This window comes from Ruegeria profundi (assembly GCF_049800715.1).
GTDB lineage: Bacteria > Pseudomonadota > Alphaproteobacteria > Rhodobacterales > Rhodobacteraceae > Ruegeria > Ruegeria profundi_A.
Window position 1 is genome coordinate 80010 of the sequence record NZ_JBNAFO010000002.1, and the last position, 12777, is coordinate 92786.

Sequence of the window (12777 nt, forward strand, 5' to 3'; positions counted from 1 at the left end):
GAATAGCTGCGCGCATTGTCTGAAAGCCTCGCCAAGGTGGACCCATCATGCGCACGATCATTTCCTTTGCCGCCCTATTCCTTTCTGTCATTCTGCTGCAACTGTCGACCGGCGGCGTTGGGCCGCTCGATGCCATTTCCGGCATCACCCTGAACTTCACCACCGAACAAATCGGTCTGTTGGGCTCGGCGCATTTCATCGGTTTCTTTGTTGGTTGCTGGTGGGCACCGCGCCTGATGGGCAGCGTCGGGCATTCCCGCGCCTTTGCCGTGTGCACCGCACTGGGCGCGATGGGCCTGATTGGCCATACCCTGACAGAAAACCCCTATGTCTGGGCGTTCCTCAGGATCGCGTCCGGCACCTGTGTCGCCGGGTGTTACACGGTGATCGAGGCCTGGCTGAACGCAAAAGTCACAAATGAGACCCGTGGACGCGCCATGGGCACCTATCGCATCGCTGATATGGGTGCATCGCTGTGCGCGCAGTTGATCATCGCGGTCCTGCCGCCTGCCTCTTACGTCTCGTACAATCTGCTGGCGATTCTGTGTTGCGCCTCCTTGCTGCCGCTGACCCTGACACGCGCCAGCCAACCCGCAACCCCAGACGCTCCGCGCCTGCGCCCCAAATTGGCCTGGCGCAGTTCGCCTCTGGCGGTTGCCGGAGTGATTGTTGCGGCGCTCAGCTCTGCCTCATTCCGTATGGTCGGCCCCGTCTACGGGCAAGAGGTCGGGCTGGGCATTGATCAGATCGCCTTCTTCCTCGCCTCATTTGTTTTGGGTGGCGCGATGGCGCAGTACCCGATGGGATGGCTTGCGGATAAATATGACCGGCGCTGGGTGCTGATCTGGTTGTCTGCCGCTGCGGTTTTGAGTTGTGGAATAACCATGATGGCCAGCAACACTGGGACGCTCGGGGTGATGCTGGCGGCATGGGTGTTCGGGTTCACCACCTTCCCGATCTTCTCAGTCTCTTCGGCCCATGCCAACGACTTTGCCACCACTGAGCAACGAGTCGAGCTGTCTGCGGCGCTGATGTTCTGGTACGCTCTGGGCGCGATTGCCTCGCCCTACATCTCCTCCACGTTGATCGAGAAATTCGGCCCGGGCGCCCTGTTCGCCTTTGTCGCTGTTGGTCATTTGGGCCTGATCGTCTTTGGTCTGGCCCGTATGCGTTCGCGCCCCACCCCGGAAGAGCGAACGAACTATGTCTATGCCCCCAGAACATCCTTCACGATTGGGCGTTTGTTGAAACGCTCGCGCGAGGAATAGAGGCAGCGACGAAACACCCTTGGTGCTATGGTTCTACGGATTGGAGATCTGTTCTATCGGACAGTCCGACCAGCACGAAACGGTCAAGGAATCTGTCCCGCAGAACAAGAACGTCCGTGCCTTGCTCAAGCGTATCCCGGTCCTGCAACGGCTCTGCCTTCACGTAATGCGCATTGCCGAACCGATCCATGACACGCACCTCAGCCGGTTGTCCGCGCGACGCAGACCCTTGGGTCACTACCCCCCTGCGCCGTGCCAGCTCCCGTTCAGGCATTCCGTCCGTTTTGGTTTTTGTCAACAAACGAGTAAAAACCGGGCCGAAACCGCGCGCAAACCAAAGGCTAAAAATACCCGCCGGGATGGTGGCCAACCCAACAGGCCAATCAGAGCCCAACAGATCCTCGACGATCAGTTGAACGCCAATCCCAGACATCGCAAAACCGGCCAACAAGACCACCAGCCAGATCATGGCCGGCACATCGCCAATCCCCAACCGCGTCAGAGTTCCTGTTGCAGAGGCCGCCGGAGCCTCGCCCTCGATCTCGGCCAGTTCCAACGCACTCAGATCAATGCCTGCTTCGATATCAAGATCGAAATCCGCAACACTCGAACCGGGGGCCTTTAGTTCGACCAGACCTTCGCTTGCCAGAAGACTTCCACCAAAAAGCGCGGCGATGACCTCGCCCCCCAACAGGCCAAACAGCAGCGCAAGCGCCATCGTAAAGGGCGTGAATGCGCTTTGGAGAAGAAAATCGAAATAAACAAACACCATGGAATCGAAGTTCTTTCGCATGAAAAGGGCGCAGAACGTCGTGCAATAATAAATCAAAAGGCCGAAATTAAATTGGCCACCAAAAGGGTATCGCGCGCCCTTGCCCGAATACAATCGACAATTTGGTCGTGGGGCCTTTTTTCACCGCAACCATGGTTTTCGTGCCATCCATGACAAACCCGGTCTTTTGCTGACCGGTTACATAAGGTAGACGGGCGCGCAGACAGTTACGTGGACACGCAAAATGGCTCGGATTCTCATCACTTCGGCGATCCCCTACATCAACGGGATCAAGCACCTCGGTAACCTGATCGGCTCGCAATTGCCTGCCGACCTGTACGCACGTTACCAGCGTGGCCGGGGGAATGAGGTCATGTTCCTGTGCGCTACCGACGAACACGGCACCCCGGCCGAACTGGCCGCGGCCAAGGCGGGCAAGCCCGTCGCCGAGTATTGCGCCGATATGTATGCCGTGCAGGCCGATATCGCCAAACGATTTGGCCTGAGCTTCGACCACTTTGGTCGTTCGTCCAGCGAACAGAACCGACACCTGACGCAGCACTTCGCTGGCAAGTTGGACGAAGCCGGTTTGATCCGTGAGGTCAGTGAAAAGCAGGTCTACTCAAACGCCGATGGCCGGTTCCTGCCGGATCGCTATATCGAAGGCACCTGCCCCAATTGCGGCTACGACCGCGCGCGTGGCGACCAGTGTGAGAACTGCACCAAGCAGCTGGACCCGACCGATCTGATCGAGCCTCGCAGCGCGATCAGCGGCTCGACTGATCTTGAGGTGCGCGAGACCAAGCACCTGTATCTGCGCCAATCGGCGATGAAGGATCAGCTGGATGCCTGGATCGACAGCAAGACCGATTGGCCGATCCTGACCACATCCATTGCCAAGAAATGGCTGCACGACGGAGATGGCCTGCAGGATCGCGGCATCACCCGCGATCTGGACTGGGGTGTTCCGGTCAAGAAAGGCGATCAGGACTGGCCTGGGATGGAGGGCAAGGTCTTCTATGTCTGGTTCGACGCGCCGATCGAATACATCGCATGCGCCAAGGAATGGGCCGACGCGAATGACAAGACGGATGCGGATTGGGAACGCTGGTGGCGCACCGACAAAGGTGCGGACGACGTGCGTTACGTGCAGTTCATGGGCAAGGACAACGTGCCCTTCCACACGCTCAGCTTCCCGGCCACCATTCTGGGTTCGGGCGAGCCGTGGAAGATGGTCGACCACCTGAAATCCTTCAACTACCTGAACTATGACGGTGGTCAGTTCTCAACCTCGCAGGGTCGAGGCGTGTTCATGGATCAGGCGCTGGCCATTCTGCCCGCCGACTACTGGCGCTGGTGGCTGCTGAGCCATGCGCCGGAAAGCAGCGACAGTGAGTTTACGTGGGAAAACTTCCAGCAATCGGTGAATAAAGACCTCGCCGACGTACTGGGCAACTTCGTCAGCCGAATTACCAAGTTCTGCCGCTCGAAATTCGGCGAAGTCGTGCCCGAAGGCGGTACATTCGGCGCGCGTGAACAAGAGTTGATCGCCGACTTCACCCACCGCGTTCGCGCCTATGAAGGCCATATGGAAGCCATGGAAGTCCGCAAGTCCGCGCAAGAGCTGCGGGCGATCTGGGTGGCCGGTAACGAATACCTGCAATCCGCAGCCCCGTGGTCGACCTTCAAGGAAGACCCCGAGCAAGCGGCCGCACAGGTACGCCTTGGTCTCAACCTGATCCGCCTCTATGCGGTTTTGAGCGCGCCCTTTATTCCCGATGCCTCGGCAAAGATGCTGAGTGCAATGAATACGCTAGATACAAGCTGGCCCGAAGATGTCGAGGCCGCGCTGAACGCCCTGCCCGCAGGTCATGCGTTCTCGGTACCTGATGTCCTGTTCGCCAAGATCGCCGACGAGGATCGCGAAGAGTGGCAGGCGAAATTTGCAGGTACGCGCGACTGACACAAGCTGCATGAAGTTCTGAAACGGGGGCCTCGACGGCCCCCTTTCTTTTGGGCCCTTCAAACAGCACGCACTCCGTAAACCGGTCTGGTTGCACGGGATTTTCGCAACCCACCAACCATCCCAATCCTTCAATCACCTTGAGATATGTTTGCAAAACGGCCATCCTGCCCTCAAGTTCTGCCGACTCGTCGCTTTTTAAGGCTGCGTATAGGCTCAGTTTTTTGAAATGTATGAGGCTTTTGACATGTCCGTCGCTCTGAAGCAGCCCCGCAACCGGTCTCGTGGTGCTGTCACCGCACTGTGCCGTCCTCTAGTCATTTTGTCATGCATCGGTTTTGGCTATCCGGCATTTGGGCAAGACGAAAGTGAAGCGCCCGCCGCAAAAGTGTCGATCGCCGCAGCCTACACCGAAGAGATCACCGACGAGGCAAGCTTTATCGGCCGTGCAGAAGCCATCAATAAGGTCGACATCGTCGCGCGCGTCAGCGGATTTCTTGATAGTCAGGAGGTCGAAGATGGCGCCCTGGTGACCGAGGGCGATCTGCTGTTCAAGATCGAACCGGACCTCTATGAGGCGACGCTTGAGGCGCGGAAAGCAGATCTTGACCGCGCCGAAGCCAATTTGGAGCTGGCCAAGGTCGATCTCGCGCGGAAAGAGGAACTCTTTAGACGCGACGCAACCCCAGAGTCAGAACGTGACATCGCGCGTGCCAACGAACTGGTCGCCGAGGCCGAGGTCAAAGCCGCAAACGCCGCTATTCAGCAAGCTGAGCTGGACCTCAGCTATACCGAGATCCACGCGCCCTTTACCGGTCGCCTAGGCCGGGTCACCACGAGTGTAGGCGATGTGGTTGGCCCCACGAACCCACCGCTGGTTAACTTGGTCAGCGAAGCGCCGATATATGTAAACTTTTCCTTGAATGAGAAACAGTTTACCTCGGTTCTTCAACAGGTTGGTGAAAGTGCTGCCTCTCTGGCGGAAAGTAACAAAAGCCCCAATGTGCATGTCATTCTGCCGAACGGAACCGAGCTGGATGAAACCGGTGAGATCGTCTTTGTCGACAACCGCATCGATCCGCTGACCGGCGCCATTACGGTGCGGGCCGAGTTTGACAACGCAGATCGCCTGATCATCGACGGCGCGTTCGTGAATGTGCAGATCGAGGCACTGGAGCCGACCCTTCAGGTCCTGATCCCTCAGGCAGCATTACAGCGTGACCAGCGCGGCGAGTTCGTACTGGTTGTCAATGACCAGCAGATGGTCGAACAGCGCTATATCACGACCGGCGACTCCGTGGGCACGGCCATAATCGTCTCGGAAGGTCTGCGCGAAGGTGAAAGCGTGATTGTCGAGGGCCTGCAACGCGTGCGCCCCGGCGTGGCGGTGGACGCGGTTGTCGCGTCCGAGCAGCCGGGAGAATAAGGCATGTTCTCAGCCCTGTTCATCAGCCGGCCCAAGCTGGCGCTTGTCATTTCTCTCGTCCTGACGATCATGGGCAGTATCGGCTATATGGTTCTGCCGGTCGCCCAGTTCCCGGACATCACACCTCCGGTTGTCAGCGTCTCGACCACCTATACCGGCGCCAATGCCGAGACAGTGGAAAACACCGTCGCCGCGCCCATCGAGGCGCAGGTCAATGGTGTGGACGACATGATCTACATGACGTCGACCTCATCCGACAACGGCTCCTATTCGTTGAACGTTACCTTTGAGGTCGGCACTGACCCAGATATCGCCTCGGTCAACGTGCAGAACCGCGTGGCGCAGGCTATGTCGTCACTTCCGTCCGAGGTAACCTCATCCGGCGTGGTGACGCAGAAAGCATCAACCAACATGCTGCTGCTGGTCACTCTGACCTCGCCCAATGGCACATATGACAGCGTGTTTCTGTCCAACTATGCCTCGATCAACCTGAAAGACGCTTTGGCGAGGGTTCAGGGTGTAGGTAAGGCGGACGTTCTAACCAATCTGGAATACGCCATGCGGATCTGGATGGATCCCGACCAGATGGCCGCTCTGTCGATCACGCCCGGCGATGTGATCAATGCCATTCGCGAACAGAATATCGAAGTCTCCGCAGGCTCAATCGGTGCGCCTCCGGTGCCCGAGGGACAGACCTTTCAATACACGATCAAAACCAAAGGGCGCCTGACATCGGCAGAAGAATTTGGTGACATCGTAATTCGAACGGGTGACGCCGGTTCCATTGTGCGCGTACGTGACATTGGACGCGTTGAATTGGGCGCCGAGTACTATGCGGCCTCCGGCTATTTCGATGCGGTGCCGGCGACCGTGATCGGCATTTACCAGGCCCCCGGCGCTAACGCGCTTGCCGTGTCCGAGCGGGTGCAGGCCGAGCTTGACCGCCTGTCCCGGTCCTTCCCCACAGACGTGGAATACAGTGTTCCCTTCAACACCACCGACTTTGTCGAAGCCTCGCTGAACGATGTGGTCTCGACGCTGATCCTGACCTTCATTCTGGTGATCTCGGTCGTGTTCGTGTTCCTGGGCAGTTGGCGGGCGACGATCATTCCAGCGGTGGCGATCCCGGTCTCGTTGATCGGGACATTCGCCTTCCTACTGGCCTTCGGAATGTCGCTGAACACGATTTCGCTGTTCGCTTTGGTTCTGGCCATCGGGATCGTGGTGGATGACGCCATCGTGGTCGTCGAAAACGTCGAGCGGATCATCGCGGATGAGGGGCTCCCCCCCGCCGAAGCGACCCGTAAGGCGATGGGCCAGATCACCGGCCCCGTTATCGCAACAACGTTGGTGCTGCTGGCCGTGTTCGTACCGGTGACCTTCATGCCGGGCATCTCGGGCAGGCTGTATTCGCAGTTTGCCGTGACGATTTCGACGGCGGTTGTGATCTCGTCCATTAACGCTCTGACCCTGTCGCCTGCCCTGTGTGGCTTGGTTCTGCGCGCACGCTCCGGTCCGCCCAAAGGGCTGCTGGCGTTGTTCGAAGGGCTGATCGGAACCGTCCGAAACGGCTATGTCGCCATCGTGCGTAAATTGCTGATCTTGCCGATTGTCGCGTTGGGTATGATTATCGCTTTGGGAATGGGAACCGGGACGATCATGTCCAATACCTCAAGCGGGTTTATCCCACTTGAGGACAATGGCTATCTGTTCGTCGACATCCAGCTGCCCGATGCGGCAACGCTGGAACGGACCGAGACGATCTCGGCCCGTGTGGACGACCAGATCCGCGAAATTCCGGGCGTTGCCAGCACCGTTCTGATCAACGGCTTCTCGCTGCTGAACGGCACCACGACCAACGGCGCGGCGATTTTCGTCAACCTCGAAAACTGGGCCGACCGGCAGGAAGAAGACCTGAGTGCCGACGCCATCCTCGCCAGGGTGCTTGCAATCGCGAACGGGGAATCCGCGGCTTCGATTGTGGCCTTTAACCCACCGCCCATTCAGGGCCTCGGCATGTCGGCCGGTGTCGAGATGGAGGTGCAGCAGACCGGCGGTGGCACGCCTCAGGACTTGGCTTCGGCTGTTGGTTCATTCGTTTACGCGGCGAACCAGCGGCCCGAGATCGGCCAATCCTACACGACCTTCCGCGCCAACGTTCCGCAGCTTTTTGTTGATCTGGATCGGGAAAAGGCCAAGACCCTGCAGGTCTCGGTCGCCGAGATTTTCCAGACGATGCAGGCGCAGCTGGGGTCCTACTACGTGAACGACTTCAACCTGTTCGGTCGTGTCTACCGCGTGATGATTCAGGCTGATGGCACCTATCGCGACAATGTCGAGGATATCTCGAACCTATATGTCCGCTCGCAACAGGGTGAGATGGTGCCTCTGGGCACGTTGATTGACGTGGAAAATGTGTTGGGACCGGTCTTGCTGAAACGGCACAACCTGTTCCGTTCGGCAACGGTGACGGCGGTGCCCGCTCCGGGCCTGTCCACCGGTGACGCGATCAATGTGATGACCGAGGAATCCGCAACCGCCCTGCCCCCCGGCTATGCCTTTGAATGGACCGGCACGGCACAACAGCAACTAGCCTCGGGCGGTCTGGTCATCGTGATCCTTGGGCTGGCGATCCTGTTTGGCTACCTGTTCCTGGTGGGCCAATACGAAAGTTGGACCTTGCCGGTGTCGATCCTGCTGTCGGTGATTGTCGCCCTGTTCGGTGCGGTCGCGGCCGTGGCGATTGTAGGTAGTGACATCAACCTCTATACGCAGATCGGGATGATCATGCTGGTGGGGCTTGCCTCAAAGAACGGCATTCTGATCGTCGAGTTCGCGATGGAGCAACGCGCCAAAGGTCTGTCGATCAAGGACGCCGCTGCCGAGGCCGCCTATCAGCGTTTCCGAGCCGTGATGATGACGGCGCTTTCCTTCCTGCTGGGGGTTGTCCCGCTATTGGCCGCCAATGGCGCGGGGGCGGCCAGCCAGAAAGCCATCGGTGTCGCCGTGTTCGGCGGCATGCTGGCCGCTACATTGGTCGGCGTAATCCTTGTGCCAGTCCTCTACGCCCTGATGCAGGGGCTGCGGGAATGGATCAAGGGCAGCAAGAATGATCCCGGCCCGTCCGAGGAAACCGCCTAAGAAAAAGCCCCGCCAAATCGGCGGGGCTTTTTTTATGCCGCATCGTCCGTTTTCAACCGCTCCGACATCCACTGGTCAATGCGCGCGATCTGGTCAGCACTCAACCGCAGCCCCAGCTTGTTGCGACGCCAGACCACATCCTCGGCGCTGAGAGCGTATTCTTTGTCCATCAGCCATTCGAGTTCTCGCGCGGTGAGGGTTGCACCGAAGTCTTCACCCAAATCAGCAGCGTCTTGTGCTTCCCCCAACACGGCACGCGCCTCTGTACCGTACGCGCGGATCAGACGAGCCGCCCATTTTTCAGTGAGGAACGGATAGTCCTGGATCAACGTCTGCTTGAGGTCCTGCACGCCATCGACGGGAAAGTCTCCACCTGGCAAAGACACGCCCGCTGTCCAGGATCCGGGAAGGTTTGGGAAATGCTCGGCGACTTTCTCAAGCGCGCTTTCCGCCAGACGACGGTAGGTCGTGATCTTGCCTCCGAACACGTTCAAAACAGGCGCCCCACCCTGCGCATCAACCTTCAAGGTATAGTCCCGCGTCGCCGCCGTCGCGCTGCTGGCCCCATCATCATAGAGCGGCCGTACGCCGGAATAGGTCCAGACGATATCGTCTTGCGTCACCGGTTTCTTGAAATACTTGGTTGCGAACTCGCATAGGTATTTCTGCTCGGCCTCGGTGCAGACCGGAGGCTCAGAGGGATCCGAATGGTCCTGATCCGTCGTACCGATCAGGGTAAAATCCTGCTCATAGGGAATGGCAAAGATGATGCGGCCATCCTCGCCTTGGAAGAAATAACACTTGTCGTGATCGTACAGCTTCTTTGTCACGATATGACTGCCGCGCACCAGACGAACCCCCTCGCGCGAGTTCACCCGGATTTTGGTCTGGATGATGTCCCCCACCCACGGGCCGCCTGCATTGATCAGCATTCTTGCACGGACCAGCTGGCTTTCCCCGGTCGCCCGGTCGCGGATGGTGACATGCCACAACTCGTCGACGCGTTCAGCCGAGACAACTTCGGTCCGCACCATGATCCGCGCACCGCGGGATTCGGCGTCGCGCGCATTGAGCACCACCAGCCGCGCATCTTCAATCCAGCAGTCCGAGTATTCATAGGCTGTTTCGAACTTGTCCTGCAAAGGACCGCCTTCCGGCGCGCTGCGCAGATCCAGCGACTTCGTTCCCGGCAAAATTTTACGCCCCCCAAGGTTGTCGTACATGAACAGACCCAGACGGATCAGCCACGCGGGGCGACGCCCGCGCATCCAAGGCATGACGGTGCTGAGCAGCTTCGATGTCGGCGTCTCGGAATCAAAGCGCATGTCTTTGTGATAGGGCAGCACAAAGCGCATCGGCCAACTGATATGAGGCATTGCACGCAGCAACGTCTCACGCTCGATCAGCGCCTCGCGCACCAACCGGATCTCAAAATACTCCAGATAGCGCAGCCCACCATGAAACAGTTTGGTCGAGGCTGATGACGTTGCCGAAGCGAGATCATTCATCTCAGCCAAGGTGACAGACAGACCCCGACCCGCCGCATCCCGTGCAATGCCGCATCCGTTGATCCCACCGCCGATGATGAACAGGTCGTTGATCTGATCGTCCGTCGCTTGCATGGCTTGTGATTCCCTATCCAATCTGGTTGCGCGCATTAATCAGCACTGCATTCGTACAATCAATGTTTATGTTCGCTTATTTTCGTTTTGCAACACAACTATGAAAATTCTGCACGGCCGCTTGCTTATTTTGGCCAAAAGAAGAAAAACGAAAACACATCATCTGAATGGGTCCAAACATGTCGCTCTCTTTTCGCCAATCCGACATTCTTGAGATCGCCAGCACCGAGGGCCGCGTTACCGTCGATGGTTTGGCCGAGCGGTTTGGCGTGACGGTTCAGACAATCCGCCGCGACCTGTCCGAGCTGGCAGATGCCGGTAAGCTGGACCGCGTCCACGGTGGGGCTGTCCTACGCTCCGGCGTCTCCAACATTGGGTATGAGGACCGCCGCACCCTGAATGCAGACGCGAAGGTCAGAATGGCGAAGGCCTGCGCCAATGACATTCCGGACGGCGCGTCGGTCTTCATGAATATCGGCACCTCGACTGAGGCCGTGGCGCGACAGTTGCTGAACCACAAGGACTTGATGGTGGTGACGAACAATACGAACGTCGCCAATATTCTCGTCGAAAACCCAGATTGCGAGATTGTTGTGGCCGGTGGTGTCCTGCGCCGCTCGGACGGAGGGCTGGTGGGCAATCTTACCGTCTCGACCATCCGTCAGTTCAAGTTCGACTATGCGGTGATCGGATGCTCGGCGCTGGATCCCGATGGTGATCTGCTGGATTTCGACTTTCAGGAAGTCCATGTCAGCCAGACGATCATCGCGCAGGCCCGGCGCACTCTGCTGGTGGCCGACCACTCAAAGTTCCAGCGACTTGCCCCTGCCCGCATCACCTCGCTGGCCGAGATTGATGGCTTCTACACCGATCAACCGCTTACCCCCGACCTCGCGGCAAAATGCGCTGAATGGGGCACGGGACTGATCGTTTGTCCTGATTGATCCGCTGTGTCTCAACCACGGAAACGCTAGGTCCCAAAACAAAGTCATTGACGAGACAGGGGCCTACGTCTGAGGATGAGACAACCTTCCCTACAGGAGGCATCGAGCATGGGACTTTTGGGGCAGCCGCTAGGCTACTACGACTATTTGACATTCGTGGCATTGATCCTGCTTCTGGCAGCGGTGATGGCGCTGTTTCTTTTCCTTATGGGGCTGCCCGGACGGATCGCGATCAAGCGTAATCATCCACATGCCGAAGCCGTCAAGATCATGGGATGGATGGGTTTTTTGGCCGTTGTCCCGTGGGTTCATGCTTTTATGTGGGCGTTCCACGATGGTGTTACGGTCGACATGCGCCGCGGTCCGGACGAGGAGAAAGACGCCATCCGCAAGGATATCGAACGCCTCGGTGGTACGGTTAAAGAAGAATACCAGGCTGCGCCCGACGAGACACAGAAAAGCTAAGGCCAAAGGAAACACTCAGACATGTTCGTCGCCCTCGGCATTACGCTGTTCTACATCATTTTCGTCTGGTTCATCTTCTTCAAGATGGAGTGGCTCAAGTTCAACATTGCCTGGGGGATTGTGTCCTTCTGGGTAGGGGCGCATTTGCTGCTGATCTTCCTCGTCGCGCTGCGTTTCTTTCAGCCCTTCTCGGTCGACAGCCATGTGGTGCGGTCCACGATTCAAATCGTGCCAAAATTGACGCAGCCGACGATTCTGACCGAAGTCTTAGTCGAGCCGAACACGCAGATCACAAAGGGCGACCCGCTCTATCGTTTTGACGATACCGTGTTTTCGCTGGCCGTCGACAATGCCAAGGCGCAACTGGTCGCCGCCGAGCAGAACGCCAAGATTCTAGAACAGGACGTTGTGGCCTCAACCGAAGCTGTGGAACGCGCCAACGCGCAGCTTGCCTATGCGCTCACCCAGCAGGCCCGGTATGAGAACCTGGTACCCGCAGGCGGTGCCCGTCAGGATGAGCTGGATCGCTGGAACGAACAGGTGGCCGAGGATACAGCCTCGGTCAAACAGGCGGAAGCCAATCTTGAGAAAGCAAAGCTGGCGCAGGCGTCACAGATTGACGGCGTAAACACAGGCATCCTGCAAGCACAGGCGCAGCTGTCCGAGGCCCAGTATTTTCTGGATAACACCACGATCTATGCCCCGGAAAACGGCATGATCGTCTCACAACAGGCCCGTCCGGGTTTGGTGGTGGGTGACATTCGTCTGGGTGCGATAGCCAGTTTCGTCACCGAAGACAGCCCCTATCTTCTGGCAACCTTCCGGCAGCAAAATCTGAAATTTGTTGAGGTAGGGCAAGAAGTTGAGGTGGCACTAGACCTCTATCCCGGTGAAATCCTGACCGGCAAAGTCGAGGCGATCTGGTGGGCCACCCGTCAAGGCCAGTACCTGCCCTCAGGCCGCCTGCCCGGCTTTGAGCTGCCCAAGCTGCCCGGACGAATTGCGGTACAGATCACCGTCGATCTGCCGGAAGAGCACATCCTGCCCGCTGGCGGCCACGCGGCGGTGGCGATCTACACCGGTCAGGGTAAAAGCTTTGAGTTTCTGCGGCGCATCAACATCCGCCTGTATTCCTTCGCCAATTTCATTCGACCGCTGGACATTTGAGGACGCGCA

9 protein-coding genes are annotated in these 12777 nt (G+C 58.3%); 7 read left to right on the forward strand and 2 right to left on the reverse strand.

The window, feature by feature from the left end; translation table 11 throughout:
• Positions 1 to 47: 47 nt before the first annotated feature.
• Complete coding sequence (locus tag ACP15L_RS04275) at positions 48 to 1268, forward strand: MFS transporter (RefSeq protein WP_425083264.1); 1221 nt, start codon at positions 48 to 50, stop codon at positions 1266 to 1268.
• Positions 1269 to 1293: 25 nt separating this feature from the next.
• On the opposite strand, the gene ACP15L_RS04280 is transcribed toward ACP15L_RS04275, so the two are convergent.
• Positions 1294 to 2061 (reverse strand): OB-fold-containig protein, encoded by a 768-nt coding sequence (locus ACP15L_RS04280; RefSeq protein ID WP_425083265.1) that lies wholly within the window; start codon positions 2059 to 2061, stop codon positions 1294 to 1296.
• Positions 2062 to 2284: 223 nt separating this feature from the next.
• Between ACP15L_RS04280 and metG the strand changes: the two genes are divergently transcribed.
• From metG to ACP15L_RS04295, 3 genes are all read left to right on the forward strand, one after another.
• The gene (gene metG / locus ACP15L_RS04285) at positions 2285 to 4003 is read left to right on the forward strand and encodes a methionine--tRNA ligase (protein ID WP_425083266.1); all 1719 of its coding nucleotides are present in this window, start codon (positions 2285 to 2287) and stop codon (positions 4001 to 4003) included.
• 247 nt (positions 4004 to 4250) lie between these two features.
• The gene (locus tag ACP15L_RS04290; protein WP_425083267.1) at positions 4251 to 5429 is read left to right on the forward strand and encodes an efflux RND transporter periplasmic adaptor subunit; all 1179 of its coding nucleotides are present in this window, start codon (positions 4251 to 4253) and stop codon (positions 5427 to 5429) included.
• 3 nt (positions 5430 to 5432) lie between these two features.
• On the forward strand, positions 5433 to 8570 hold the full coding sequence (locus ACP15L_RS04295; protein WP_425083268.1) for an efflux RND transporter permease subunit: 3138 nt from the start codon (positions 5433 to 5435) through the stop codon (positions 8568 to 8570).
• 32 nt (positions 8571 to 8602) lie between these two features.
• On the opposite strand, the gene glpD is transcribed toward ACP15L_RS04295, so the two are convergent.
• Positions 8603 to 10192: a glycerol-3-phosphate dehydrogenase gene (glpD, locus tag ACP15L_RS04300; protein ID WP_425083269.1), complete on the reverse strand. Its 1590-nt coding sequence runs from the start codon at positions 10190 to 10192 to the stop codon at positions 8603 to 8605.
• A gap of 179 nt (positions 10193 to 10371) precedes the next feature.
• Between glpD and ACP15L_RS04305 the strand changes: the two genes are divergently transcribed.
• From ACP15L_RS04305 to ACP15L_RS04315, 3 genes are all read left to right on the forward strand, one after another.
• Positions 10372 to 11136: a DeoR/GlpR family DNA-binding transcription regulator gene (locus ACP15L_RS04305; RefSeq protein WP_425083270.1), complete on the forward strand. Its 765-nt coding sequence runs from the start codon at positions 10372 to 10374 to the stop codon at positions 11134 to 11136.
• Between the two features lie 108 nt (positions 11137 to 11244).
• Positions 11245 to 11601: a DUF3302 domain-containing protein gene (locus ACP15L_RS04310; RefSeq protein WP_170376673.1), complete on the forward strand. Its 357-nt coding sequence runs from the start codon at positions 11245 to 11247 to the stop codon at positions 11599 to 11601.
• A gap of 21 nt (positions 11602 to 11622) precedes the next feature.
• Positions 11623 to 12768, forward strand: a complete 1146-nt coding sequence (locus tag ACP15L_RS04315) for an HlyD family secretion protein (RefSeq protein WP_170469809.1) — start codon at positions 11623 to 11625, stop codon at positions 12766 to 12768.
• The last annotated feature ends 9 nt before the right edge of the window (positions 12769 to 12777 follow it).